Source organism: Microcoleus sp. B3-D7, from assembly GCF_036705305.1.
Classification (GTDB): domain Bacteria; phylum Cyanobacteriota; class Cyanobacteriia; order Cyanobacteriales; family Microcoleaceae; genus Microcoleus.
On sequence record NZ_JAUBUE010000017.1, the window covers coordinates 89,870 to 115,213 of the forward strand.

Genomic DNA, 25,344 nt, shown 5'->3' on the forward strand with positions numbered 1-25,344 from the left:
AGAATTTTGAGTTTTGAGCTGAATGCTCGGAACTCAAAATTTTGTTTTTTGAACTTTTAAGTAAATCTGGAAAGATAGTGCGCGATCGGTGGCAAATTGTCTTAATATTATCGTAAGAATTAAGCTTGTCCAAAATTCACTGCCCAAAAATCACAAATAATTAGGAGGAATATCTATGGCGCTTGTACCTATGCGATTGCTGCTCGACCACGCGGCTGAAAATGGTTACGGCCTACCGGCTTACAACGTCAACAACATGGAGCAAATCCAAGCGATCATGCGCGCTGCTGACGAAACCAACAGCCCTGTGATTCTGCAAGCTTCTCGCGGCGCTCGCTCCTACGCTGGCGAAAATTTCCTGCGCCACTTGATTTTGGCAGCAGTTGAAACCTATCCTCACATTCCCATTTCCATGCACCAAGACCACGGCAATGCCCCCGGCACTTGCTATTCTGCCATGCGCCAAGGTTTCACCAGCGTGATGATGGACGGTTCTCTGGAAGCGGATGCTAAGACTCCCGCCAGCTACGAGTACAACGTTCAAGTTACTCGCGATGTGGTGAATGTTGCTCATTCGATCGGCGTTAGCGTTGAAGGCGAACTCGGTTGTTTGGGTTCTCTGGAAACAGGGATGGGCGAAGCAGAAGATGGCCACGGCTTTGAAGGTGCGCTTTCTCACGATCAGTTGCTGACAGATCCTGAACAAGCTGTGGATTTCGTTGAGCAAACCGGCGTTGATGCTCTAGCAGTCGCGATCGGCACTTCTCACGGCGCTTACAAGTTCACTCGCAAGCCGACTGGCGAAATTTTGGCAATCAGCCGCATTGAAGAAATTCACCGCCGCTTGCCGAATACTCACTTGGTAATGCACGGTTCTTCTTCTGTGCCCCAAGAATTGCTGGAAATTATCAACAGCAACGGCGGCAAAATCCGCGAAACCTACGGCGTACCTGTGGAAGAAATCCAAAAGGGCATCAAGTGCGGCGTTCGCAAGATCAATATCGATACTGACAACCGTTTGGCGATTACTGCTGCGGTGCGCGAAGCTTTGTTTGCCAAGCCCGATGAGTTTGATCCCCGCCACTTCTTGAAGCCGTCGATCAAGTATATGCAGAAGGTTTGTAGCGATCGTTATAACTCTTTCGGTTGCGCTGGTCACGGTACAAAGATTAAGCAAGTGTCTTTGGACGATTTTGCAGCTAAGTATGCTAAGGGCGAATTGAGCTCTTCTGCTAAGAAGACTGTCGCTGTTTAAGAATTTTAGGTTTTAGATTTTAGATTTGTCTGAAGTCTAAAGTTAGGATTGCCGGGTAACTGTGGAGTTGCCCGGTTTTTGTTTGTGCGAGTTTATGTATTTAGTTACTGGGCGATTGAAATGGCTACTATACAAGGCGTTGGTGATTTAGGGTATGACTGGCTCAATATGCAAGTCAGAGGAACCAGTATCCACAAAACTTCGGGATTTTAAAGTTATTTTTTTCATACCCTGATTAAGCAATGCCAAGAACGGGAAACAGTGAAACGCTTTCAGAACTTGGTGAGGGTGTTGAAGCAGAACTTATCCAACATCCAGGTTTATCGAGTTGGTAACATCAACATCAATGCTTACATTGTTGGGGTGACGGATGGCTGTGATTGGGCTGGATTATCTACTAAACTGCTGGAGACGTAGTATATGATTGTATCAGTGTTCTAAATTCTAATAAATAATAGTGTTCTAATAATTATGTCACATAATACGGAAGCCCAAGTTAGTTTTACAGCTCGATTGATGGCCGCCAGTCGAGCATTTGAGAGCAAACGAACCAATCGGCTGTTTAACGATCCGTTTTCCGAACAATTGGCGGGAATCGAAGCAATGGAACTAATGCTCCCCAAAGTAGAAGAATACGAAGCGAACGGTCGACCTTACGTTGCAGTGCGAACTCGCTTTTTCGACGACTTCCTCATGCAATATAGCCACACCATCCGCCAAGTCGTGTTGCTGGGAGCCGGAATGGATACTCGTGCATATCGGCTAGATTTGCACCCGGAAACGCATTACTATGAAATTGATAGAGCATCAGTTTTAGATTATAAAGAAAGCATATTGAAAGACATAACGCCAAAATGTCATCGGCACGTGCTGGCGATGGATTTGCGAGAGACCTGGGTGCAACCATTAGTCGAAAGCGGTTATCGAGCAGACCAACCCTCGGTATGGTTGTTGGAAGGATTGCTCTACTATTTGAGTGACGGTGAAGTGAACGAGCTGATGGCAACTATTAATGCCATAACCTTACCAGGTAGCAGATTGGGAGCGGATCTTATCAACGAAGCAATCCTCAACAGTTCCGGCGATCTAACTTCATATTGGCAATCGAGTTGCAATCATCCTGAATCCTTTTTTGCCGAGTATGGCTGGAACGCTTTTGGCATTCAACCCGGTGAAGATGGAGCTTCATTTGGACGTTTTACCTTTCAGTTTTCACCGCGTTTTATTATTGATGACCCTCATATCTTTTTCATTACCGCTAACAAAACAGGACACGTTTAATATCAATTTGTTGCATTTTGCTACTGCCATACTTTTGGCGGCGTTGCTTAATCAGGGTATGAAAAAAATAAGTTGAAAATCCCTAAGCTTTGTCGATACTGGTTTCTATGACTTGCCTATTAGCCTTTCATACCCTAAATCAGCAACGCCCTATACAAACTACGTCTGCCTCCGCAGACTAAAAGATATCAATTACACCGCATAGGCGATCGCATATTGCTTCAACACAGGTGAAATCGTGTAAAAATTTGCTTGTTGTGCTATCAAGCAGCGCCGCGATAGAGATTGCAGCGCATTTAGCAAATCTGAAGCCGGAATTATCTCATTTTCTAGCAATTTTGCCCGGTTGATTGGCTGGCTTTCTTTCGCTAACAAGGAGATTACTTGTTTTTCTAGTTCGGATAGGCGATCGAACTGCTGTTGTAAAACATCTTTCAAATCTTCGGGCAACAATATGGTATCATTTGGTAATAACTCTGTCACGCCTCCACCCAAGTCTTGAATCAGACTCGCCACGCTTTTTAACCATAGGGGGTTGCCTTGGTAGCGATGAATGAGTGTTTCACTGTTGTCGCTTTCTTCTAACCCATAATCTCTGAGTATTTCCTGTCCGGCGGCGATGTCTAAACCTTTGAGTTGTAAGGTACGAATATAAGTATTTTGGTTTTTAACTTGAGTCACTTCTCTCGGTTGTTCCCAACCGATTAAGAGAAAGCAGCTTTGATGGGATAATTTTTCTATTTGTTTGAATAAAGAGCGATATTCTTCGCATTCAGGTTTAAATTTTCCTGCCAATTCGCCACTACAGAAAAGGTTGTGAACGTCATCTAAGACGATTAAACAGCGATGGTTTTGTAAATACTTAATCAGCGGTAATCGTTTTTGGTTTGTTGGGGATAAATCTTGTTTTTCGGAATGGGAAAAAAGCTGTATTAGGTTAGATTGAAATGTATCTAGGGTGGGGAATTCGTCTAGAGTGTACCAAACTGCGTACTCAAACTCGTCTTTGATTTGTTGTACGAGTTGGACTGCTAGGGTGGTTTTGCCGATACCGCTGATGCCGGTGAGGGTGATGAGGCGGCTGTGTTGTTGTAGAATCCATGTGGTGAGGGTTTGGAGTTCGAGGGGGCGATCGTAGAAATCACCCAACTCTGGCATTTCGCTTAAATCTTGATGTAGAGTTTTGGTTGGTTTTGGGTTAGCTGTTTCGTGATTTGGTGGGTGTGAGTTTCGGATATTTGGCGGGTGTCTACCTTCTCCACAGGTGTTAAAACTACCACTGATGTATTGTTCGCTGACGTTTTGTGCAAAGTTTGAAGAATTAGAGACTTGGAACCTCTCCATTGTGGAGCGAAAATTTGTTTTACTGACATCTTCCCCTAACTCCTCTGAAAGTATCTGCCATAATGCCGATCCGATTTCCCTGATGCGACTTTCAGAACAGTTAAAATCTTTAGCTATTTCTTTGTATGTCTCGCGTTGTAGAGTTCCCCGCAGTACCGCTTCCTGTAAATCGTCAAGGTGCTGACCTGTTTTCTCCAAAACTATGCGATCGGCGACATTTAACATTTCTTTAAGATTCATCTGGCAGGGAGATGCGAGAGTTTTGTGTATTGTAGCTCACAACTGCCAACATTTTCCTACATTTTCGTACATTGTTGTACAAACTTCGATTAAATTTAAAGTAAAAGCGAGGGAGACTTGGCGGCAAAATAGAACTTTTTTGGGCTAGACAAACGTTGAATTCATTAAGGATAATGGAACAAGTATTAAAAGGATAAATTGATTTATGAATTGGGAAGATTTTGCCAGTAAAGCAGGTGAAGAAGTGGTAGAAAATGTTGTAGAAAAAACTATGGGAATTAATGGAAATACAGTCAAAACAGTGAAAGCGGTTGCAGAAACTGGTGCTGCGGTAGGTGCGGCTGCCAGTGCTGCAACAGGGTTGACTGTTGCAGCAACTTCAGGAGCAGGAATTACTTCTGGTCTAGCTGCAGCAGGTGGTGTGGTTGGTGGAGGCATGGCGCTTGCTCCTGCGGTATTAGCAGCAGGCCCAGCTTATCTTGGGGCAAAAATAATGAATGAAACTTTGTTCAAAGAGCAATCGAACTTGTCTCAGGAAGAGAATGAGGCTCGTGCAGCGGCAAGAACAGCTACAAACGTTGGGGTTGTTGCCGGTATAGCTGGTGCTGGTGCTGTAACGGTAGCTGGCGGTGCCTCTGGTGCTGCAATTATGGGTACCCTTGCTGGTATCGGTGGCGTTGTCGGGGGAGGTGCGATCGCTGGTACTGCCATAGTTGCTGCTGCACCTGTTGCTGCGGCTGCTGCTGTTGGATACGGAATATATAAACTTTTTGGAGGTAAAGGGTAAAGATAGTTAGTTCAGTTTGACTTTGAAGGTCTAATTAATCTGAAGTTTAGCGGAGCACTTAATTAAGATGGATGAGATAGTCAATAAGTTAGCTGGTCTAGGAGTTGCTGGTTTAGTCTTAGTTGGGCTTGTTGCAACCTCTTCTTATGCAGGAGCCGTAGCAATTACAACATCGTTAGCTTTTTTAGGTGGTCCTTTTGGCATGATTGGTGGCGCAGTTGCTCTCACCCTGATTGCAGGCGTTTCAAGCATGATTGCAAAGGTTGGGGTTGAGACTCTAGCAAAGGCTGTAGTTCAGAAGCTTAAGGAGAGTGGCAGATCTGAGAGTTCTATAATTCAAGAAATCAATAATTTTCCAATGATTACTCAAGGTCTACGTTCCCAACTACGTGAATATGTCCGCCTAGTATAAAAGGAATAAGTGTGATTGCTGCTCTCCATTACTGCGATCGCCTTTTTTTGTAGGTTGGGTTGACGTGGGTGTCACCCAACCTCTTTGTCTACTTACTATCTTATCCATTTCCACCATTTCAAAGTGCGCTGATTGCACGGATACTGATCGCACATAATCATCATCCCTAATTTGCTATCGACTTCCCGCATCAATTCTCCACAAAGCATCCGGCTGAAATTTGTTATCTGCGTCCAAGCGCACAGTACCATTGTCGCCCAATTCCACCCCAGCCAACCTCTAATTTGATTGTGTTGTTCGCCGCGACTTCTGAATCTTACCGATAAAACCACATAAAATATTTTTTTATCTATTCAGTTAGCCATAAAAATTTAAGTAAACATAGCATCGGGGGGGGCGAGTTATGCCGCACTAAACTCGCTCCTCATATAAATATCTAACTAAATTTTTCCCTTAAACCTTCTGCTTCTTCCTTCGCGTCTTCGGGGTTCATTTCTAACACAAATACCCCATCCAAGCCGGCAAAACCTCCGGCGAACCGTACCACTTGCCCGGAGAACGAGGCGAATGCCAAACTCCCTCCAACACCAGATTTTCGGCCCCGTCCAAAACAGCAGCTTCCACCGGCGTAATTCCATCTCCCCAAGTTTCGCCCTTCCCCACAGTCAACTCGTAACTTTTATACGCCAGCCAAGTTCCTAAACCGCGCTTGCCAAAAACAGCCTTCCCAGCAGCGCACACGTAGCGCACCTGCGGGTGAAAAGCCCCCGGATAGTGAATTTTGACAAAATCTAGATTTTTGCGCGTCCAGCGCTCTTGAGAGACGTGCGGCGTGCCTAAAGTGATTAAAGTATTCACATAAGGGTGAGCTTCCCACAAACCCGCGTCCTCAAGCACGTCGCCGTGAATCGTGTAAGGCTTTTCGCCCAAATAGATGCGAGAAATCCAGCCGCCAGCGGAATGACCGACGAGATTGATCTGGGGAACGCCGTATTGCTGTAACATTTGTTTGACTGTGCGATCGAGCTGTCGCAAAATTGGCACCATCGACCGCCCGCCAAAAGTTGGCAACCAATCTCCCTTGCCCAGAGGCACTGTTACTGTTGGGAAACCTCGATCGAGCAGAGACTTTTCTAATTCGCGATAGTCGGAAGCAGCAGCAAAATATCCTGGTAAAATCACGGTTGGTAATGGCATTGTCAATTTTAAATTTTAGATTTTAGATTTTAGATTTTGCGGCCGGAGTGCTACGATCTGTTTTTCAAGTTCAAAGACGCTTGCTGAAGCATCCTTTGAATTGCTAATATCTGCCGCTCGTTAAACCTTTTGCTTAGGGAATATCTACTTCTATGGCTCGCGAGCCGATTCAAACATGGTATTTTACCCTAGTTGTCGTTCACTTAGAAGACCGTTTTCTACTGGTACAAGAGCGCAAGTACGAGCAGCAGTGGTATCTCCCAGCAGGGCGAGTGGAAAAAGGGGAGACTTTGCTCGAAGCTGCTATGCGTAATACCCTTGAGGAAGCGGGCATTTCCATCATCGTTGAGGGAATTCTCCGGGTAGAACACACAGTGATGCCTAAGGGCAATGTGCGCCTCCGAGTCATTTTTGTGGCTCGTCCCCAAGATAAGACGCCGCCTAAGAGTAAGCCGGATGAGCATACTTTGTGCGCGGGCTGGTATTCTCTCAAGGAATTAGACCAGTTGTCTCTACGGGGAGAGGAAGTTCGAGAAATGTTTCAATATATGGCAAGCGGCGCTCCAATTTACCCCATCGACTTGCTCACCATCGAGGGAGCTCCTTTTAAAAATTACCGCTATCGCTGGTGAATCAAGGGGCTTTTGAGATTGCCGCCACAGCCTCCGCGTACAACGCGCACCAACTCGATCAGTTTTGAGTTTTTTGATCTCGTAACCGAATTGGAAACGCCGATCGATCCGTTCGCTTGATCGTGTGTAATGAAATAATTAGGCCCCTGAACCCGAAAAAAGACGGTATAGCAACGGCGCAGTCTGTTTTTTCCATCGCCCCAGTCCGGCCGGCCTGACGCCCCACTCACCATTCTCAACAATAACTGAGAAACCGCGTATAGGATTCGGCCAAAGGGATTAGGCAAGAAAAACAATGGTTTCAGCAATTAACAACGTCCTCACCCTATTTGCGGTTGCTATACAAGCGTGGAACCAGGCAAAAAACCGGGTTTCTAGGCTTGAGTGCTTGATGTGAGGGTCGCCAAATCTCAATAAAAGTCGATCGGGCAATTTCGATACCGACCGTGCTAAAATTATACCTTTGAATTCTCCAAGAGCAACTTTTAAAATCACTCAAAAAAAATATCAATTAATAACTATTAACTTCCAATTCCCAATTATCAATTCTCAATTACCAATTACCAATTCCCCATTCCCCATAGTCATGACTGACTCTTCCTCCCTAGCCAACACCCTTTCCGAACCGCTGCGCCAGCCTTTTTGGTGGGCAGCCCTAGCTTCTGTCAGCCTTCACGGAGTGCTCGGAGTAAGTGCCCCGACGCTCTCAAGCATACTTTATGGTGGAAATTCCTCAAAAAATATCCCCGGTTCTGTCGGCTTGGTAGAACTAACTCCCGCAGAAGCCGGCCGGCTGCCACAAACCATACCACCGCGCGCGTCTAATACGCGATTTACGCCATTTTCGATCGCACCAGTTCCCCTTCGACCCGGGCCAAAGTTAGCCCCGCCCTTGCCCCCCGCACCGGATACCATCAACTTGCCCGCCATGCCGCCGGGAATGCCGCCTCCTGGATTCTTTTCCCCTCTGCCTTATCCCTCTCTCCCGCCGTTAACGGCCCCAACAGCCCCGCCACCTCCCAAAACTCCATCCCCAACAGTCAGAGCCCCCTCCCAGCCAATACCCACTTTCGTCCCACCCGTACCTCCCAGCGGTTTCCTTTTCCCACCCTTACCTGATAATTTTGATCGCAATATTCCGCCGCCGCCACCATCGCCGCCACTGACGGAACCACCCCCATTTTCAGGACTTGATCCATATGACCCGGAAGCACTCCAAAGAATCATAGCTCAACGCAATATACCCGATCTTTCAGATCCAAATGATATCGCTAGCCCTCCTTACGCAGGTGAAACGAATTCTGGAACCGCTCGATCACTAAAGTTACCAGGCAAATCTCTTCAGCTAAAGAATCCAATGATAGCAACTGGTCCAGGAATAGGGCCTAGCCAACCATTCGATCCGAACAATAGACCCGCTCCGGGACAACCGGACTCAAACTTACGGGGCAATCCAGAAACTATGGCCAAGAAGATTCGAGATGAATATCTTGCCTTGTTTAACGACTTCTTTCGAAGTTATCCTGACTTGCTCCCGGTGGGGCAGACTTTTTCCGTGAATAATGTTGCTTATCCGGTAGCAGCTTGCTCGGACAAACTCGAAGGAAGAGCACTATTTGGAGCTGTTGTCCAACCCCAAGGGTCGCTCCGGGCCAAGCCTAAAATGATTGTGGCGACGGGTTATCCGATTCTTGACAAGGCAGCTATAGCTGGTATTGAATCTCTAACATTTCCACCAGCCAGCACGCACAAGCTTTACCAACTGGCTGTAGATTTTAAGTACGACGAAAAAGTTTGCAGTGGCATTCCTGTCACCCCAACCAGGCCCAACCCACCAGGCCAGCAGCAGCCAGCGCCCGCCCCGACAGCGCCCAGCAGACCAACAGGCCAGCCGCCATCTCCAGCGCCTACTGAAGTGAAACCGCAGTTTGAGAAGCCGCCGGCCCCGTCGAACAAACCGCAGCCAGGGGCCCAACCGTCGCCGTCGGCACCCAAGCCTGCAGCTAAACCGTCGCCCTCGCCTGAACAAAAACCAGCCGCCGAACAGTCGCCTTCTCCTCAACCGCAACCCGCCGAAGAGTCCCCGCAGCCGGAAGCAGCGCCATCTCCTGCAGCCGAAGAGTCCCCGCAGCCGGAAGCAGCGCCATCTCCTGCAGCCGAAGAGTCCCCGCAGCCCGAAGCTGCACCATCTCCTGCCCCGGAAGTGTCGCCCTCGCCGGAAGCAGCGCCATCTCCTGCAGCCGAAGTGTCGCCATCTCCTGCCCCGGAAGTGTCGCCCTCGCCGGAAGCAGCGCCATCTCCTGCAGCTACCGAAAATTAATTGGGCATCGGTAATTGGCAATCCGGTAGGGGAATGGGTAATATCCAATCTGCTTGCTTGACTATTGTGAGTTAGTAGTTAGTAGCGTGCGTCAGCTTGAATATGTGTTGCTTCTCAAACTAATTTCTCCTTGCTGACGCACCCTACTTTATCCACTAAGAATGAAGTTGTTTTTCGTCCCCCCGACCAGGTTTTGGACGATTGAATTTGTGACTGCAAAGCTAATTACCTATTCCCATTAACCTCTCAATTGTATTGAACTTTATACATTTGAAATAAGTCGCCGCTTTGCTTTTTTACTACCTTAGCGCCCGCAGCTTTAATCATTTTTTCCCAATCTTCAATTGTCTCTAAAAATACTTCGCCGGCTCGATAAGTTTCCAAAATTGCCCAATCTTCTGCTAGAGGAGCATCGGGGTTGAGGACATCAAAAACAAAATGACCGCCCGGTTTTAGTACCCGCTTTACTTCTCCCATCACAATACTCCAATAGTCTATGGGATAGTAACAGCTAAAGCCTGTAGCGAGGCATAAATCGAACTGAGCCTCCTCGTAATTTAACTGGTGGGCGGGAGCCCATTCTACGCCTTTAAACAGCTTAGAATTGAGCTGAGGGCCGCGAGCGTTTAAGGCGTCTCGCGCTGCGCTGCTGATTTCTTGACCGTAAAAATATGCTTCCCAATCCCGCCAAGGGTAGATGAGAAAGCTGACTCCGCAGCCAATGTCTAAACAGCGCTGATTTTTTTGAGGTTTGGCAATTTTCCAGAAGGGAGAAACTGTTTTTTCTTGGAGAGTTCCTGCGACTGATTCCAGGAAAATCGGCATTGCTTCGACTTCTTCGGGTAAAGCGAAAGCTTCTCCCCGGTATTCGCGATCGAATCGAGAAGCGACTTGCGACAGTAAAACTTGCCAGCTATCTGATTTTCCTTTAGCAAACCAAGTCTGCTCCTGACCCGCTACTGGGCGATCGGACTTTTTAGACATTCTTGAATTACCTTTTAGAAGCTTTGAGAGCTTTTGTAAAGTTTTGGCGGTAAGGCTTATTAAAAATTAACGCGGGCCAGAGCAGCGAGAGCTTCAGGCGATTTGTAAAACTTCTGTCGAAGTTAGTGCGATCGAAACCATTCCAAAATTTCCAAATACCGCCACCGTAAGCGATCAGCAATGCCAAGCTAATTAACGTACTCATTTAAAAAACCCCTAAGCAATGGATAGGATTTTGGGTCAGCTAGTCAAAGCGCTACCCTTAATCTATCATTTATCAGACGCCAAGGCGCAGTGATAGCTGTAGTAATTCCACCTTCAGAAAGAGACTTCAAAATCCTCGCTTGCCACAAACTTAAAAATAACACCCCCGAAATAGCTTTCACCGAGCAAGCAAGAAGGCACTTCTGTCAAAAGTCGAGCATTCTGAGGACTTATACGATTGAAGAATTAAAGAATTGGGAATGACTGATGACAGAAGGGTTTCGAGCACGGGCCTACAGTTGCATTCTTTTTTTGAACTGGTATTACCCAACATCCCCTACAAATCCGAGCTCGACCGGGGGATTGGTGCGATGCCGCAAGTTCTAATTCGGTTGAAATCGGTTGCTGTTGGGGGACGGCCAGGCCGAACGGGATTTCCCAGACGTGTGACTACTCGAAGATATTTAAGTAAGAACTGATTGCTGGTGGCCGACGAATTACAGCAGGCAAACTTTTTCTAGCGGACAATAGCGGTAGAGAGCTTTCTAAGCAAGGAGGATTTTATGCGTGCAGTGCTGATGGCTGGGGGATCGGGAACGAGGCTCAGACCCCTGACGTGCGATTTGCCCAAACCGATGGTGCCGATTCTTAATCGCCCGATCGCAGAACACATTATTAATTTGCTAAAAAGGCATCAGATCACGGAAATTATTGCGACGCTGCACTACCTTCCCGATGTCATGCGCGAATATTTTACTGACGGGACAGAGTTTGGCGTTCAAATGACTTACGCTGTGGAGGAAGACCAACCGCTGGGTACGGCTGGCTGCGTCAAAAATATTGCTGAACTGCTCGATCGCACTTTTCTGGTCATCAGCGGCGACAGCATCACAGATTTCGACTTAACGGCAGCGATCAAATTTCACCGCAGCAAACAATCCAAAGCCACGTTAATTTTAACTCGCGTTCCCAACCCGATGGAATTCGGGGTCGTGATTACCGAGGAAAATTACCGCATCAGCCGCTTTCTGGAAAAGCCTTCTAGCAGCGAAATTTTCTCCGATACTATCAATACCGGCATTTATATTTTAGAACCCGAAGTCTTGGATTACCTGCCGGTAAATCAGGAGTGCGACTTCTCGAAAGACTTGTTTCCCCTGCTACTGGAAAAAAATGAGCCGATGTACGGCTACATCGCCGAGGGTTACTGGTGCGATGTCGGCCAGCTAGATGTTTACCGGGAATCTCAGTACGACGCGCTGCGGGGAAAGGTCAAACTGGATTTGAGCTACTACAACGAAGTTCGATCGGGAATTTGGGTAGGTCAGAATACTTTTATTGACGATAGCGCGATCATCGAAGTACCGGCCATGATCGGCAACAATTGCCGAATTGGAGCCCGAGTTAAAATCGATGCCGGTACAGTGATCGGAGATAACGTGACAGTCGGGGCCGACGCCAACCTCAAACGTCCCATCGTCTGGAACGGAGCAATTGTCGGTGAAGACGCTCATCTTAGGGCCTGCGTGATTTGCCGGAGTACCCGCGTAGACAGGCGCGCTCACGTCCTCGAAGGTGCTGTCGTCGGTTCAATGTCCATCGTGGGAGAAGAAGCACAAGTGGGGCCAAGCGTGCGCGTCTGGCCGAGCAAAAATATTGAATCCGGTGCTCTGTTAAATCAAAATTTAATTTGGGGAGAACAAGCTAAGCGGAATTTGTTCGGTCAGCGTGGCGTTCAAGGACTGGCAAATGTGGATGTTACCCCGGAATTTGCAGTGAAATTGGGCGCAGCTTATGGCTCGACTTTGAAACCCGGGACTTCGGTATCGGTTTCTCGCGACCAGCGGAGCATTTCGCGGATGGTTTCGAGGTCTTTGATTGCGGGTTTGATGTCGGTGGGAATTAATGTGATCAATTTGGAATCGACGGCAATTCCGATCGCGCGCACGGTTTCGTCTACGATATCAATTGCCGGCGGCATTCATGTTCGCATTTCGCCCGATCGCTCCGACCACATTTTAATTGAATTCTTCGATATCAAAGGCATCAATATTACTAAAGGAGCTGAGAAAAAAATCGAGGGGGCTTATTTTAAGGAAGATTTGCGGCGAGCTCTAATTCCCGAAATTGGAGAGATGACGTACTTTAACCAAGCTCTCGATGTTTACAACCGCATTTTTGAGCGCCAGATGAATGTTGAGGCAATACGCTACAGCAATACTAAGGTGGTAATCGATTACGTTTACGCGGTTTCTGGAGCAATTTTGCCCCAAATGCTTGCCAAGTTCGGTTGCGATGCGGTGGTACTCAATGCCAGTCTCAAGCAGACTTCTCTCAGCAACGGGGAACGGGAATATTTGCTTGACCAACTCGGCCGGGTGGTGAAAGCACTCAGCGCTAATTTTGGAGTGCAGGTATCGGCTAACGGCGAACAGCTCATTTTGGTAGATGAGTCTGGGATAGCGATTCGTGGGGAAATGCTGACGGCGTTGATGGTAAATTTGATGCTGACTTCTCATCCCAAAGGTACAGTAGTAGTGCCGGTGCACGCGTCTTCTGCGGTGGAGGCGATCGCCCGACGCTATCAAAGCCAGGTAATCCGCACGAAGGCGAACCCAACTGCTTTGATGGAAGCCGCTAACAGGAACCCGAATGTGGTTTTGGGCGGCAGCGGCCTTATGGGTTTTATTTTCCCGCAGTTGCATCCCGGATTTGACGGAATGTTCTGCATTGCTAAAGTGATAGAAATGATGACGATTCAGGAGCGATCGCTCGGACAGATCAAGGCGGAACTTCCCCGCATCACCCACCGCAGTTACAGCGTCCGCTGTCCTTGGACTATCAAGGGTTCGCTGATGCGACATTTAGTAGAAACTCATTCGCCCGATCGTCTAGAATTATTAGATGGAGTGAAGATTTTTAACTACAGCGACGACAATTGGGTATTAGTTTTACCCGATGCTAGTGAACCGACCGTTCATATCTTCGCCAACAGTGAGGATCGAGATTGGGTATCTGAAACGTTGAAGGAGTACCGCGCCCTCGTTCACGATTTTGTCAGTCAAGCCGAGGCGGCGGTTCTCCAAGATAAATTTGGTAACGTGTAATGCGTAATCGGTGACAACTAATAGCGAATAGCCCAGAAAAATCAGTAATCACCAATTACAAATTTGCAATTGGCAATTCCCAAAAGCAAGACGCACAAGTCATCGGTACACGGATAGCTATTTTTTCCTTCTTCCTTCTTCTTTCTTCCTTCAACATCCAATTCCCAATTACGCACAGATAACAGATGAATAGCTGCATTTTGATGGCGGAAATAATTCAACAACCGCAACTCCGTTATACTCCTGACAATCAACTTCAAATCGCTGAGATGTTGGTGCAGTTTCCCGGCCCAAAACCTGAAGATCCGCCCGAACATTTGAAAGTGATAGGATGGGGAAATTTTGCTCAAGAAATTCACGAGAAATATCACGAGGGCGATCGCGTGATTATTGAGGGGCGGTTGAGCATGAATACGATCGAAAGAGATGGTATTAAAGAAAAGCGCGCTGAACTGACAGCTCAAAGGATTTACAGTGTCGGCGCCGATGCCATGAGTTCGGCTCCCCCAACTAGAACCGCCCCGGAACCTGCTCAAATTCGCGACAGCGCCCCGGCTAATGTGCCGAGCAATGTAGTTCCTTTAGGCTCGCGGAACCGCAGTTCTAACACCGCTCCAGGTGGCGCTAACCGCACGTCTAGTTCGGATTGGAACTCGCATCAGTCTTCTAATTCTGAGTCCGATCGCCCGTCGGGTTCGTCTAACGAACCGGAAAATCCTGATTACGATCCGATTCCCTTTTAAAAATTAGGGTGCATCACTTTACGAGCGATCGCAAAACTTCGGCGTTCGATCGAAAGTGACGCACCTTAATTTAAGGGCGATTCCCTACGGGATAGCTTCGCACGCGCGTACTTGAGGAAAAAAACGGCGATCCTCTTCGAGGGCTGCGCTAACGACTTTGGCCCAACTACGATCTAAATTGCAAATTTTACAGCTCGATTGTCACAACTTTTTTCTTGCTTTTTTCGTCGCGCAGCACGACTGTATTGTAGGGTGATGTATCCGTCCCCAGCGGAATTGGCAGCTTAAAGCTGCCGCTCTTGTGCTTAAGTTCGCCTAAATCAATACTTTTCGTTATATTGCCATCTGTTGCCAGATAAGCGGTAAGTTCGCCTTTATAATGTTCAATCAAAAAGTCTCTGAAGAAAACGACTTCCCCACCCTCCTCGGCATCGATAGCAAGGATGACCGTACCGCTAAACGTTGCGCCTTTTTCTTCTTCATCAACCGTCGCCATTTTAATTTCCGAGGGGTCTTGACCGGACATATCTGGCATAAATTTTTTCTCCTGAACTGAGCGCAATAATTAACAAGAATCTTACCTGACGCTAGGGGCGATCGCAAAACTCTTAGGACGTATTTCTGCATCGGTCTTGCTTCTGTCTGAGGTTATAGAAGCCCGGGAGCGCGCATTATACACCAATTACTCTCAATTATTGAGTCACTAAGTACAGACCGTTAAAATTTTCTATTCTATAATACCCCCAAGTCTCGCAAACACCGCCGCGTTAATTCGATTCGATATTGAGCATCCTTAGTCTGGAGTTTTTAATTGATTGGGTGGAGAATCAAGCCTGATGTTTCTGATAATTTAAGAGCGATCGCACTTCACTCAAGAAAGGGCGATCGCCCTTAAAGATTATTCTTTCCAGTAACTGGTTAAAATCCGCATTACTTCACCTGCTAGAGGGGACGGTAAAGGCGGACTCCATTCACCAACTTCTGCAAAACCCAAAACGTGCAGCAGATTGATGATGCTTTCCACTCCTTTGGGAATCCCGCAAATCAACAATCGGATCGGTTGCTTTCCGATGGGTGCGTCGGGAATTTCTTCGCGCAGGAGTTCGGGAACTGACTTTGGCTCTGATATCATAAGTTTTAACTACACAAATAGTCGGATAGCGATCGCCCTTGAGTTTTCGAGCCAAAGGGGCGATCGCTTTTCCGTTTGTACATTCTGAGTATAGGTCATTCTTCCAAGTTAGTCAACTGCCAAACTCAAAAAAATACCCGTACCGGTTAATTAAAGGAGAGTGAAGGTTGCGGGATGGTAACATCAGCTTGCAAAGTCGTGCCCAGTAGTTGAGAATCACCAGTGATCCGTTGGAAATTAGCAGTTGTGATGGCCGAGCGCAACATCAGCAATAAGGAGTTGGCTGCTTTGATAGGAATGCACCCAACTTCCTTTTCTCGACTCAAAACCCGCCGTCGCCTCACGAGAATTGACGAATCGACTCTCAATGCTCTGTGCAAAGCACTAAACTGCCAACCGGGAGATTTAATGGTGTATGAGGAGGAAAATTCCGATCGCACTTAAAAAACCGACTGCGATCGTTAGCAGTAAGGTTGACAGCGACGCACCCTACAGATTTGATCGCACAATTTCCACTGCAAAAACGCGAGCAAACTCAGCGACAAGGATCGATCGCACTCGATCGACCTCAATTCCGGGGATAAACTGCTCTAAACTGCCAACAGGTCGATCGGGAATCCCGCAAGGTACAATTTGCCCAAAACCAGCCAGATCCGGACAAACATTTAAGGCAAAACCGTGCATCGTAATCCAGCGGCTGACTTTAATGCCGATCGCACCTACCTTGCACGCATCTACCCAAACCCCAGTCATACCGGGAACCCGCGAACCCTTCAACCCCAAAACTTCCAGCACCCCCAACAGCACTTCCTCCAACTGCCGCAAATACCAGTGCAAATCAGGCTGGTGGCGCCGCAAATTTAAAATCGGATAGCCCACCAATTGTCCCGGACAGTGGTAAGTCACCTCGCCGCCCCGCTCAACTCGGTGCAATTCCGGCTGAGTTTCGCTGTCAAATTTCAGAAATTCCAACTTCGCGCCCTGTCCCAAAGTGTATACCGGCGGATGTTCCACCAAAATCAGCACATCTGGCAAATCTGGATTTACCCGACGTTCTTGCACGAGTTTTTGCTGGATTTCCCAAGCTTGGGAGTAGGGCACAAGTCCCCAATCGAGGACTAAGCAGGGTTGTGCATTTAGTTGTTGAGGGATGAGAGGAGAAACCATGCAAAAAATCAATAGTATTTTTACGGAATATTGGCCCAGCTTAAATCAAGAATTGTCAACATATAATAAAAGATTTGGAAGATAAGTGTTTTCCAGAATACATAGTGCTACTGTATAAAATATACCCAAGTTACAGAAGGGAGGGAGCTCTATGAAGCTTGTTATCCAGGGTAAAAATATAGAAATCACCGATGCGATTCGCGAGTACGTCAATCAAAAGGTGGAAAAGGCAGTTAGCCATTTTCAAACTTTGACGACGGAAGTGGACATACATCTATCGGTGGCTCGTAACCCCAGGATCAATCCTAAGCAGACTGCTGAGGTGACAATTTATGCTAACGGCAGCGTGATTCGGGCTGAGGAAAGCACGGAAAGCCTGTATGCCAGCATAGATTTGGTTGCCGACAAGATAGCTCGTCAACTGCGGAAATTTAAGGAAAAACGCCACGACAATAAGACCCAGAGTAGTGCCAAAACGGTTACGGTAGTTGAGGAACATCCTGTAGTAGCGGATCTGATTGGCGATCGAACTCCCGAACTTCCTGCTGAGGTTGTACGGACTAAGTATTTTGCTATGCCTCCAATGACGGTGCAAGAAGCTTTGGAACAATTGCAGATTATCGATCACGATTTCTATATGTTTCGTAATGCGGAAACAGGCGAAATTAACGTACTCTACGAACGCAAGAGTCACAGCGGCTATGGAGTTATCCAACCCCGCCACAGCAACGGTAACGGTAATAGCAAAAATGGCAAAACTGCCGAAAGCGCTACATCTGAAAAATCGAGTGTTGCGAAAAGCTAGATAATTGCTGACTGCTAATTGTTAATGGCTGCAAGTCGTTAGCAAAAAAGGACTAAAGTCCTTACTACGAACCACGAGTTTTTAGTAAGGACTTTAGTCCTTTCTTGGTTTTTTAAAATAATGATTCGTAGTAAGGACTTTGCGGATATTTTCAACAGAAAATGGATGAGTGTTGATCCGCCCCCAGATTTAGCTAGAAAAATTGCTCTCACCTCTGGCACGCAGTTCGATAATTGTCACATTCTAGGAGTGCCCGAACTTGGGCCATACGCACGGCGAGGGCTACAAATCAACGTCTTGCAAACCGAACAATATATTGAGTCTGATGTTAGTCCTACTTTCCCCAATATCTCGATTGTCGAACTGGTGAATCAGTACACTCAGCCGAGTCAATTTGCTGCCAGAACCCCCTCTATTCAAGATTTTAAAGTTTTGATAGAGGAAAATCTCTACTCTCAGAACTTTCTTCCTCACTAACAACCGTTAGTTCGCAGTCATAAATTTAGTTTTTTCTGGGTTTTTTATAAAATGAGGCATGACGACTTTCGTCCTCATTACCAACAATATATTTAAGCAAATCCATCTAAATTTTGATGGTTTCTAAAGCTTTGAGTGCTTCTGCAACGTGTGCTTTGAAGTCTAACATGGAGTCAAAAATATGCTTGACAACGCCTTCTTTGTCAATGACATAAGTTACTCTACCGGGCATAATCCACAGGGTAGCTGGAACTCCGTATAATTGCCGAACTTTATTCCCTGTATCACTCAACAAAGTAAAAGGTAACTGATATTTGGCAGAAAATTGCTGGTGAGACTGCTGCGAATCTTCGCTAATTCCTATGACTTCTGCACCTGCGTCTTTGAAGACTTCGTAGCTATCTCGAAAAGCGCAAGCTTGGGTGGTGCATCCGGGTGTGTCGTCTTTGGGGTAAAAGTAGACTATGACGTTTTTTTTACCTTTAAAATCTTTGAGGCTGACTGATGTGCCAGTTTGAGATGGTAAGGTAAAATCGGGTGCGGTGTCTCCTACTTTGACTGTCATGTTTTTTTAACTGAGTAGCTCTGTTTGGGTTAAAATTTAACTTTTGTTATTGTACAGTTTTTTTGAGCAATCGTTCGTAGTTGCGATCGCCCAATTCGACAGCCTCCGATTTTTCCTTTCTCGCACTCCTAGAAAAAACCATTGTTACCAAATCGAGATGCTTCCGACGATTCGCAGTTACGCGGATTAATTCGAGAGGCTTTTTTGAACCGCACATCCACGGGAATTAACGAAGATTCTGATTAACAATGGCAGGGGCGGCGCTGAAGCGTTACCACAAAGTTAGTTGTTATCGGCCTTTAGTTAAATTTTTTAATTCCCGCCAGATTGGAGGAATTTGGCCGGAGTGTGTGCGGGGCTGGGTGAGGATTCCTTGAGTGGGACTGAACAGCAATGATAGCACAAAGAATCCCGATGCAACTAAAACTATTGCGGGCCCGGATGGCAAGTTATAAAAGTAGCTGAGATACATTCCGCTAATGCTGGAAATAACTCCGATTATTGCGCCTAAAATCATTACTTGATGCAGGCGATTGACTAGGAGATAGGCCGTACTTGCAGGTGTAATTAATAGGGACAAGACTAGCACTACGCCAACTGCTTTGAGGCTGGCAACTATGGTGAGGGCGATGAGTACCATCAGTCCGAAGTTGAGCAGGTTTACTGGCAAACCTGTTGCTTGCGCTCCTAATGGGTCGAAGGTGTAAAATAGCAGTTCTTTATAAAAGACTACTACAACTAATAAGACTACGGCGACAATGACGGCTGTGTCGATCGCATCTTCGACAGTCACGCCCAGGATGTTGCCGAAAAGAAAGTGGTTGAGGTCGATTTTGTTGTCTTTTTGGACGATCGTAATTAGGGTGATACCGAGGGCGAAGAAGGCTGAAAATACGATGCCCATTGCCGCGTCTTCTTTGATTGTGGATCGAGCTTTGATCCAAGCTATGATTACTGTACTCAAAACTCCGGCAATGAACGCGCCGATAAAAATATTTGCTCCGAGGATAAATGCGATCGCCAATCCGGGCAAAACCGAGTGGCTGATAGCGTCTCCGAGCAAGGCCAGCCGCTGTACCATTAGGTAGCTGCCGACGATCGCGCAGACGATGCCGACGAGAATGGCAATTACGAGCGATCGCTGCATGAATCCATACTGCAACGGCTCAATTAAGGTTTGTAGCATAAAATTATAACATCACAGTTAACTAATGACTAACAACCAAAGCAACCGGGTTTAATGGGAGATTGATCGTTGCCAAACCCAATATTACCCAAGAAACTGGCTTCACAACCGTAACTCGTAGATTAATGACTGTTAGCTAATTAAGCGGCTTGTCCGGCAAAAAACATTACTTGTCCGCCGTAGGCGCGGTAAAGGTTTTCTTGGGTTAGCACTTCTTGGCGGGAACCAGCGGCAATCAATTCTGTATTTAGCAAAATTAAATCGTCAAAATTAGTGATTGATTCGCCTAAGTCGTGGTTGACTACTAAGACGATTTTTCCGGCATTTGCTAGTTGGTGGAAGATCTCAAAAATGATATTTTGAGTTTTTTGGTCAACGCCGACAAACGGCTCGTCAAAGCAGAAAATAGCGGCTTCTTGGGCTAATGCTCTCGCTAGAAATACTCGCTGTTGCTGTCCGCCGGAAAGTTGTCCGATCGGTCTGTCTTTGTAAGCACTCATGCCTACTCTTTCTAAGGCATCGGCAGCGGTGCGGCGACTAGCTGCCGAAAAGCGGCGAAACCATCCGGCTTTTCTGACTCTTCCCATCATCACGACATCCCAAACGGTGGCGGGATAGTTCCAGTCAATTTGCGATCGCTGGGGCACGTAGGCTACTGTTTCGAGTCGATCGGCGATCGCTTCTTGGCCCCAGGTAACAGTGCCGCGAGCTGCCGGAATTAAGCCCAACATTGCTTTGATCAGCGTGCTTTTGCCGGCACCATTGGGGCCAATAATACCCGTCAGCCTTCCCGGTTTGACGGAAAGATTGATATCTCGGAGTGCCTCTACCGTGCGGTAGTTTACTGCTAAGTGCTTAACAGCGATAATTTCAGTGTCGGTAGCGCTGTCTTTGAGGTCGCAAACCATTTTAGACCAAGGATTCTCGTTGGGCAATGCGGCGGTATTCATGGGGGTGAGTCTATCTCCTTTTTATTAAGTTTACTGTAAAAATGAAAAGAATATGAAATCATCGGTAAATAGGAATAATCTGGAACGCAGGAGAGGTAGATAATGCGACAGTGCCAGCTCGAAACCCCTCAAACCATAGGTTTGGCGGCGAAAATCTCAAATCGGTTAAAACTGATATCTTCCACCCTTCTCAATAACAGGCAAGATGCCTGTTCCACAAAGAGTGAGTCTTCCTGTGGGGTGGGCAAGATGCCCGCCCAGACAAGGGTTATTGAGAATGGTGCAAGATGTGAGTTAAAACCGACGGCAATTGTGAAGCAATCCGATAAAGGAGAGTTTAGCGGTGAGTCGGGGATTGAAACCGCCGCCCCTGGATGGGACAAGTCCAAGGCATTTTGGATTAGAACTATTGCTTGCGGCATTTTGACTGTGGGTTTATTTAGTTGTGCTTCAACCCAGGGCGATCGCCTCTCTCCAGAGGCAGATGCTAAACCCAAGGTAGTTGCTACCAGCACAATTATTGAGGATTTGACCGGTCGAGTAGCGGGAGGCGAAGTTCAGCTAACAGGAATTTTGCAGCCGGGAACCGATCCTCACGTTTACGAACCGGTGCCAAAAGATTCTCAAGCTTTAGAACAAGCTAACTTAATTTTGTATAACGGTTACAATTTGGAACCGGGATTAATTAGGATGATGAATGCCGCCGGAATTAAGGCGCGGAAATTAGCAGTGGGGGAAGTTGTCAAGCCTTTGCTACTGAATAAAGAAGGCAATACCGTACCCGATCCGCACGTTTGGGGAAATGTGGAAAATGTAGTTCAAATGGTAGAAGCGATTCGGGATGCGCTAATAGACCTGTCGCCGGAAGATCGGGAGAAGTTTACACAGAATGCTGTGAAACTTACTGAAGAGTTAAAACGTTTGGATAGTTGGATCGAACAAGAGATTAAAACAATCCCCGAAAATAAGCGCGAATTAGTAACAACTCACGATGCTTTTCAATATTACAGCCGCGCCTACGGATTGGGAAGTGCTGGAAGTTTAATCGGGATTAGTACGGAGGAACAGCCAAGCGCTCAAACGGTGCAAAAGTTAGTAGAATCGGTGAAAGCTGCGGGAGTTCCTGCTATTTTTGCGGAGACTACAATTAACCCGCAACTGATTAAAACAGTGGCGGAGGAAGCAGGGGTGAAATTGGCGGCGCAGCAACTTTATTCGGATTCGATTGGGGCGGCGGGAAGCGATGGCGATTCTTATGTGAAAATGATGTCGGCTAATACTCGCGCTATCGTCGAAGCTTTGGGGGGGAAATACACGCCGTTTGAAGTTAGCAAGTAGCAAGTATGGTGCCCCGGAAGAGTTTTATTTTCTCTGCGGGGTGACAGCTAGCTGACGCAGCCTACAAGTTTCAGTAGGCTTGCATTGCATAAGTCTTTGATTGATACAGAAACCGCAGATTTAAGGCAGATAAACACAGATAAACGCAGATTCTTGAAGGAAATGAAAGCTTGGGAATGCAAGAGGTCTAGTTTACCTGCTTCGACAAAATTAAATTGAGCACGTTCAATTCGTTGGAACTTAAAAGATATTTATCTGTGAAAATCTTTTCTCTCATCTGCTCTAAACTGTAACTTCTAAAGACAATAAATGGAAAATTTTGATAGTTATCTCCTATAGGCAGAACATTACCAACGGGATATAGTGCCCGGACATATGCAGCCAAGATATCTCGGAAATTTTGGTATTTCGGTTCTTCCGGGTTGCTGGCAAAATATTCGCTCAATACTTCACCAGCAATAAACGCAAACAATGGCAAGGCATAATACTGGTCATTACGCTGGCTGCTTTGCTCAAATCTTTGTGTTTTTTCAACAGATTTGGTCAGTTGTTTAACTAACTCCATAGCATCTTGAATCGCAAATTGCAAACTCTCGGGATAGCAACTACTATGGCTAATGACCTGCATATTATGCCAAAGTTCACTGTTAGCATTGTTGAATATTTTTACCAGAGGCATCATGTAGGTTTCCTCCAAAGTTTTCGATGCAATAGGCACAACTAACAAACCGCCACTCATGTAGCCGAGTTCGAGGTTGTTAAGGCTCAATAAATTCTCGAAACCTTCACTTACTAACTGGGAAAACTGATTGTTAAAAAACTCGCGCTGTGCAAGATACGAAGTCTGGGACTTACCAGTAGATTCAACATTTTCTCTCAATGCAAAATCAGCTTGACCCAGCAAATCTTCTAGACTCTTATACACTTGTGGTAAGCGCCGATCGCTCCTGTTCTTCCTGTGTTCGCTCTTCAACTGGTCGATTAACTTTTTCATTTGGGATGAGAATGTTTCACCAGCAGCTAACACAGACTTGCCACCGATGGGTATGATGATAAATTTATCTTGGTCAATTTGCCCGCCACCATAAATTCGCGTCAATATAGATGCTTTCAAAATCAACAGGATATTTAAAAGACTCAGTTTACTTTCCTGTATAGATATCTCTTTGTTATCTTCAAAATACACTGAGCGATCGCCCAAATAGAAAATTAATTCTTTGTCCTGATTATCAATCTCATCCTTTCCGCGACCCCGATAAATTACCTGAATCACTTCCATCAGGTTTTTCTCTATTTCAAACCTAGGAATTTCAACTAGAATGTGTTTAGCCTTGGGAAAAGATAGCCCACGACTACCTGAAGCAGTCATAAATACTACTTTCACATCTTCTTTGCATTTTTGGATTAAATCTTTTTCCTCGTCACCAATATTAGCGTGTATTTCTATATACTCCGTTCCTATCTGAAACTCACCTCGATGCTCTCTAATCTTGTCTATCAAATCACCCAATCTTTGTTTATCCTGAATATAGACGATCACTTGTTCAACATCGGAGCGTTTTAAGAGAGCTTCTATATCCTCTAAAATTTCCTCTTGTACTTTGTTTATCAAATCTGTCTCTCGATCTAGCACAGCATCTTCACTAAATTTGCAAGATTCAATGAAAACTTTGTATGTAATGCTTAAACTTTTGGCAGGATACGAATTAGTATTGATAACAGTCGCGTCTGTACCTTGAAACTTAAAATGCTCAACTGACAGAGGCAAACCTGGATTTTTAGCTTTCCGAAAATAGATTTTGTCCGGTTCAGCAGAGGTATCGCTTAAGTGTTGGCTGATTACAGCCTGGTCCACGATAGAAGCATCTGCAACAATCACCTTTGTGTTAAATCCGTGCGCCGATTTTTCTCTCAATTCATACTTATTTAGGATATCGTTGATGCCATTTAAAAATTCTACTCCTCCCTCATCTCCTGTAATTTCATCGATCATGATAAACAAATGCTTGATGCGAATGGAGATATCTTTCATACGAGCAGAAAGAACCTTATTTTCGTTTTTTATGTAAGCATTCCTAAAAATTTTATCAAAATGTTTTAATGTGTCGCCTGCATCGGTTTTCTTTAAAGAGTGGATGGAAACAGTAGCGACAATATGGTTGGAATGTTTAGTATCAATCAGGGTAGAAATAGCTTCACAAATGCTATTAAGTACGCCCTTAGTTGTAACTCCAGTATCTTCAATTACATTTTCTGTTTGTCTCTTGAGTCGGTTCGATCGCCTATTTTGACGCTTAGTTTGTCGGCTATCTTGAAAATTCACAACCTGTAATGGAAATTCTCCCTGCTGCTGATTCGAGAGATACTGGACAGTATATTTATGGCCACTATCTTTAATTAAATCGCTATAGGTATTAATTGCTAATATTCTGTCATCGCATAAATCGTCAGTACCAGGTTTTTTAAAATTGTTGATAATATCTAGATTTACCTGTTTTCTGGGACTGACATAAAAGAAGAGAAATCCATCGTTTACATGATCTGTGAGAAACTTGGCGATCGCAGTTGTTTTGCCAATACCCGGATTTCCAGTCAAAAAGACATAACTAGCGGCAGATTCTAAAGCTTTTTCAATGAGTTTAGCGTGAGCATTCCGCAAATTCAAAGTTTCACTCAATCCTAACTGCTGCATCAATTCATCCGGCACAATTCCCACCGAGTTAAAAAAACCTTCAAGTCGCTCTGTGTGACGTACAACATTGATTTTATCTGCCGACATTGCTAATATATCATCAACAAACTTTTTGCCGCGATCGAAACTGTGACAAGCACTCCGCTTGATTTTCTTTAAAACTTCCTTGCGGGCATCGACGATTTCTTCAGGACTCGAATCATGCTTGTAAATCAGGTAACAAGTTTTCAAAACATCTAAATTTTCAGGACGGACTGACATCGCGCTAATTCCGCGATCGGTATATCCCACCGCATTAAATATTACTGACGAATCATCAGCAAGTATCTCCGTTTTTCGGAGAAATTCATAAAAACTATAAGCGTAACCGCCAGCTTGAATTAACTTAGCACTCTCCTTATCATCATACTTAAACGCAGTAAAATAACTCTTCAAACCTTGAGAAAACTCGGCTCTTCTGGGTTGGCGGTGGAAACTGTATAATATAGGAACTTTATGCTAGAGGCTAAGCTCATGGATTTCCATC

General features: G+C 45.8%; 24 protein-coding genes. 13 read left to right on the forward strand and 11 right to left on the reverse strand.

Annotated features, from left to right (window positions below):
• Positions 1–175 precede the first annotated feature (175 nt).
• The 3 genes from fba (at position 176) to QUB25_RS14320 (ending at position 2,536) form a co-directional block, all read left to right on the forward strand.
• Positions 176–1,255 carry a class II fructose-bisphosphate aldolase gene (fba, locus tag QUB25_RS14310; protein WP_006633469.1) on the forward strand — a complete coding sequence of 360 codons (1,080 nt, stop codon included), beginning with the start codon at positions 176–178 and terminating at the stop codon, positions 1,253–1,255.
• Positions 1,256–1,489: 234 nt separating this feature from the next.
• Positions 1,490–1,672, forward strand: coding sequence for a nuclease A inhibitor family protein (locus QUB25_RS14315; RefSeq protein WP_333183863.1), 183 nt, complete (start codon positions 1,490–1,492; stop codon positions 1,670–1,672).
• A gap of 54 nt (positions 1,673–1,726) precedes the next feature.
• A complete protein-coding gene (locus QUB25_RS14320; RefSeq protein ID WP_333183853.1) occupies positions 1,727–2,536 on the forward strand; it encodes an SAM-dependent methyltransferase in 810 nt (269 codons plus the stop codon).
• A 192-nt stretch (positions 2,537–2,728) separates the two neighbouring features.
• Here the strand turns inward: QUB25_RS14320 and QUB25_RS14325 are convergent, their stop codons facing one another.
• Positions 2,729–4,120: an NB-ARC domain-containing protein gene (locus tag QUB25_RS14325; RefSeq protein ID WP_333183854.1), complete on the reverse strand. Its 1,392-nt coding sequence runs from the start codon at positions 4,118–4,120 to the stop codon at positions 2,729–2,731.
• Positions 4,121–4,325: 205 nt separating this feature from the next.
• On the opposite strand from QUB25_RS14325, the gene QUB25_RS14330 reads away from it, so the two are divergent.
• Together QUB25_RS14330 and QUB25_RS14335 are read left to right on the forward strand one after the other, a co-directional pair.
• Positions 4,326–4,907 (forward strand): RNA polymerase subunit sigma-24, encoded by a 582-nt coding sequence (locus QUB25_RS14330; protein ID WP_333183855.1) that lies wholly within the window; start codon positions 4,326–4,328, stop codon positions 4,905–4,907.
• 67 nt (positions 4,908–4,974) lie between these two features.
• A complete protein-coding gene (locus tag QUB25_RS14335; protein ID WP_333036310.1) occupies positions 4,975–5,319 on the forward strand; it encodes a hypothetical protein in 345 nt (114 codons plus the stop codon).
• A gap of 495 nt (positions 5,320–5,814) precedes the next feature.
• Here QUB25_RS14335 and QUB25_RS14340 read toward each other — a convergent pair whose 3' ends face one another.
• Positions 5,815–6,516, reverse strand: a complete 702-nt coding sequence (locus QUB25_RS14340) for an alpha/beta fold hydrolase (protein ID WP_333183856.1) — start codon at positions 6,514–6,516, stop codon at positions 5,815–5,817.
• 152 nt (positions 6,517–6,668) lie between these two features.
• Between QUB25_RS14340 and QUB25_RS14345 the strand changes: the two genes are divergently transcribed.
• The gene (locus QUB25_RS14345) at positions 6,669–7,148 is read left to right on the forward strand and encodes an NUDIX domain-containing protein (protein WP_333036304.1); all 480 of its coding nucleotides are present in this window, start codon (positions 6,669–6,671) and stop codon (positions 7,146–7,148) included.
• Between the two features lie 586 nt (positions 7,149–7,734).
• Positions 7,735–9,468 (forward strand): hypothetical protein, encoded by a 1,734-nt coding sequence (locus QUB25_RS14350; RefSeq protein ID WP_333063693.1) that lies wholly within the window; start codon positions 7,735–7,737, stop codon positions 9,466–9,468.
• A gap of 246 nt (positions 9,469–9,714) precedes the next feature.
• On the opposite strand, the gene QUB25_RS14355 is transcribed toward QUB25_RS14350, so the two are convergent.
• Together QUB25_RS14355 and QUB25_RS14360 are read right to left on the reverse strand one after the other, a co-directional pair.
• Positions 9,715–10,452 carry a class I SAM-dependent methyltransferase gene (locus QUB25_RS14355; protein ID WP_333036301.1) on the reverse strand — a complete coding sequence of 246 codons (738 nt, stop codon included), beginning with the start codon at positions 10,450–10,452 and terminating at the stop codon, positions 9,715–9,717.
• Between the two features lie 7 nt (positions 10,453–10,459).
• On the reverse strand, positions 10,460–10,657 hold the full coding sequence (locus tag QUB25_RS14360; protein WP_006633481.1) for a hypothetical protein: 198 nt from the start codon (positions 10,655–10,657) through the stop codon (positions 10,460–10,462).
• Between the two features lie 562 nt (positions 10,658–11,219).
• Between QUB25_RS14360 and QUB25_RS14365 the strand changes: the two genes are divergently transcribed.
• The gene (locus QUB25_RS14365; protein ID WP_333063692.1) at positions 11,220–13,763 is read left to right on the forward strand and encodes a mannose-1-phosphate guanyltransferase; all 2,544 of its coding nucleotides are present in this window, start codon (positions 11,220–11,222) and stop codon (positions 13,761–13,763) included.
• Positions 13,764–13,948: 185 nt separating this feature from the next.
• The gene (locus QUB25_RS14370; RefSeq protein ID WP_333036297.1) at positions 13,949–14,506 is read left to right on the forward strand and encodes a single-stranded DNA-binding protein; all 558 of its coding nucleotides are present in this window, start codon (positions 13,949–13,951) and stop codon (positions 14,504–14,506) included.
• A gap of 187 nt (positions 14,507–14,693) precedes the next feature.
• Here the strand turns inward: QUB25_RS14370 and QUB25_RS14375 are convergent, their stop codons facing one another.
• Both QUB25_RS14375 and QUB25_RS14380 read right to left on the reverse strand, forming a co-directional pair.
• Positions 14,694–15,041 (reverse strand): hypothetical protein, encoded by a 348-nt coding sequence (locus tag QUB25_RS14375; protein WP_333036295.1) that lies wholly within the window; start codon positions 15,039–15,041, stop codon positions 14,694–14,696.
• Positions 15,042–15,404: 363 nt separating this feature from the next.
• Positions 15,405–15,638, reverse strand: a complete 234-nt coding sequence (locus QUB25_RS14380; protein WP_333183857.1) for a hypothetical protein — start codon at positions 15,636–15,638, stop codon at positions 15,405–15,407.
• A gap of 222 nt (positions 15,639–15,860) precedes the next feature.
• Here QUB25_RS14380 and QUB25_RS14385 point away from each other — a divergent pair, with 222 nt between their 5' ends.
• Positions 15,861–16,082, forward strand: coding sequence for a helix-turn-helix transcriptional regulator (locus QUB25_RS14385; protein WP_333036292.1), 222 nt, complete (start codon positions 15,861–15,863; stop codon positions 16,080–16,082).
• 45 nt (positions 16,083–16,127) lie between these two features.
• On the opposite strand, the gene lipB is transcribed toward QUB25_RS14385, so the two are convergent.
• Positions 16,128–16,805, reverse strand: a complete 678-nt coding sequence (gene lipB / locus QUB25_RS14390) for a lipoyl(octanoyl) transferase LipB (protein ID WP_333183858.1) — start codon at positions 16,803–16,805, stop codon at positions 16,128–16,130.
• Between the two features lie 151 nt (positions 16,806–16,956).
• Here lipB and hpf point away from each other — a divergent pair, with 151 nt between their 5' ends.
• Entirely contained in the window at positions 16,957–17,610 is a 654-nt protein-coding gene (gene hpf, locus QUB25_RS14395) for a ribosome hibernation-promoting factor, HPF/YfiA family (RefSeq protein WP_190663308.1), read from the forward strand.
• A 165-nt stretch (positions 17,611–17,775) separates the two neighbouring features.
• Positions 17,776–18,087 carry a hypothetical protein gene (locus QUB25_RS14400; RefSeq protein WP_333183859.1) on the forward strand — a complete coding sequence of 104 codons (312 nt, stop codon included), beginning with the start codon at positions 17,776–17,778 and terminating at the stop codon, positions 18,085–18,087.
• Between the two features lie 106 nt (positions 18,088–18,193).
• Here the strand turns inward: QUB25_RS14400 and QUB25_RS14405 are convergent, their stop codons facing one another.
• The 3 genes from QUB25_RS14405 to QUB25_RS14415 form a co-directional block, all read right to left on the reverse strand.
• On the reverse strand, positions 18,194–18,652 hold the full coding sequence (locus QUB25_RS14405; RefSeq protein ID WP_333134665.1) for a peroxiredoxin: 459 nt from the start codon (positions 18,650–18,652) through the stop codon (positions 18,194–18,196).
• 289 nt (positions 18,653–18,941) lie between these two features.
• A complete protein-coding gene (locus QUB25_RS14410; RefSeq protein WP_333183860.1) occupies positions 18,942–19,838 on the reverse strand; it encodes a metal ABC transporter permease in 897 nt (298 codons plus the stop codon).
• Positions 19,839–19,978: 140 nt separating this feature from the next.
• Entirely contained in the window at positions 19,979–20,788 is an 810-nt protein-coding gene (locus QUB25_RS14415) for a metal ABC transporter ATP-binding protein (RefSeq protein ID WP_333183861.1), read from the reverse strand.
• Positions 20,789–20,890: 102 nt separating this feature from the next.
• Between QUB25_RS14415 and QUB25_RS14420 the strand changes: the two genes are divergently transcribed.
• Entirely contained in the window at positions 20,891–22,126 is a 1,236-nt protein-coding gene (locus QUB25_RS14420) for a metal ABC transporter substrate-binding protein (protein ID WP_445251948.1), read from the forward strand.
• Between the two features lie 187 nt (positions 22,127–22,313).
• Here QUB25_RS14420 and QUB25_RS14425 read toward each other — a convergent pair whose 3' ends face one another.
• Positions 22,314–25,253, reverse strand: coding sequence for an ATP-binding protein (locus QUB25_RS14425; protein ID WP_333183862.1), 2,940 nt, complete (start codon positions 25,251–25,253; stop codon positions 22,314–22,316).
• Positions 25,254–25,344: the final 91 nt, after the last annotated feature.

Bases quoted from the DNA above. Each gene is read 5' to 3' on its own strand.
- QUB25_RS14380 (WP_333183857.1), bottom strand. From the start codon at position 15,638: ATGATATCAGAGCCAAAGTCAGTTCCCGAACTCCTGCGCGAAGAAATT.
- QUB25_RS14355 (WP_333036301.1), bottom strand. From the start codon at position 10,452: ATGTCTAAAAAGTCCGATCGCCCAGTAGCGGGTCAGGAGCAGACTTGG.
- QUB25_RS14415 (WP_333183861.1), bottom strand. From the start codon at position 20,788: ATGAATACCGCCGCATTGCCCAACGAGAATCCTTGGTCTAAAATGGTT.
- QUB25_RS14330 (WP_333183855.1), top strand. From the start codon at position 4,326: ATGAATTGGGAAGATTTTGCCAGTAAAGCAGGTGAAGAAGTGGTAGAA.
- QUB25_RS14345 (WP_333036304.1), top strand. From the start codon at position 6,669: ATGGCTCGCGAGCCGATTCAAACATGGTATTTTACCCTAGTTGTCGTT.
- QUB25_RS14325 (WP_333183854.1), bottom strand. From the start codon at position 4,120: ATGAATCTTAAAGAAATGTTAAATGTCGCCGATCGCATAGTTTTGGAG.
- QUB25_RS14410 (WP_333183860.1), bottom strand. From the start codon at position 19,838: ATGCTACAAACCTTAATTGAGCCGTTGCAGTATGGATTCATGCAGCGA.
- fba (WP_006633469.1), top strand. From the start codon at position 176: ATGGCGCTTGTACCTATGCGATTGCTGCTCGACCACGCGGCTGAAAAT.
- QUB25_RS14420 (WP_445251948.1), top strand. From the start codon at position 20,891: ATGCGACAGTGCCAGCTCGAAACCCCTCAAACCATAGGTTTGGCGGCG.
- QUB25_RS14400 (WP_333183859.1), top strand. From the start codon at position 17,776: ATGAGTGTTGATCCGCCCCCAGATTTAGCTAGAAAAATTGCTCTCACC.
- QUB25_RS14365 (WP_333063692.1), top strand. From the start codon at position 11,220: ATGCGTGCAGTGCTGATGGCTGGGGGATCGGGAACGAGGCTCAGACCC.
- QUB25_RS14405 (WP_333134665.1), bottom strand. From the start codon at position 18,652: ATGACAGTCAAAGTAGGAGACACCGCACCCGATTTTACCTTACCATCT.
- QUB25_RS14350 (WP_333063693.1), top strand. From the start codon at position 7,735: ATGACTGACTCTTCCTCCCTAGCCAACACCCTTTCCGAACCGCTGCGC.
- QUB25_RS14360 (WP_006633481.1), bottom strand. From the start codon at position 10,657: ATGAGTACGTTAATTAGCTTGGCATTGCTGATCGCTTACGGTGGCGGT.
- lipB (WP_333183858.1), bottom strand. From the start codon at position 16,805: ATGGTTTCTCCTCTCATCCCTCAACAACTAAATGCACAACCCTGCTTA.
- QUB25_RS14370 (WP_333036297.1), top strand. From the start codon at position 13,949: ATGAATAGCTGCATTTTGATGGCGGAAATAATTCAACAACCGCAACTC.
- QUB25_RS14375 (WP_333036295.1), bottom strand. From the start codon at position 15,041: ATGCCAGATATGTCCGGTCAAGACCCCTCGGAAATTAAAATGGCGACG.
- hpf (WP_190663308.1), top strand. From the start codon at position 16,957: ATGAAGCTTGTTATCCAGGGTAAAAATATAGAAATCACCGATGCGATT.
- QUB25_RS14340 (WP_333183856.1), bottom strand. From the start codon at position 6,516: ATGCCATTACCAACCGTGATTTTACCAGGATATTTTGCTGCTGCTTCC.
- QUB25_RS14320 (WP_333183853.1), top strand. From the start codon at position 1,727: ATGTCACATAATACGGAAGCCCAAGTTAGTTTTACAGCTCGATTGATG.
- QUB25_RS14335 (WP_333036310.1), top strand. From the start codon at position 4,975: ATGGATGAGATAGTCAATAAGTTAGCTGGTCTAGGAGTTGCTGGTTTA.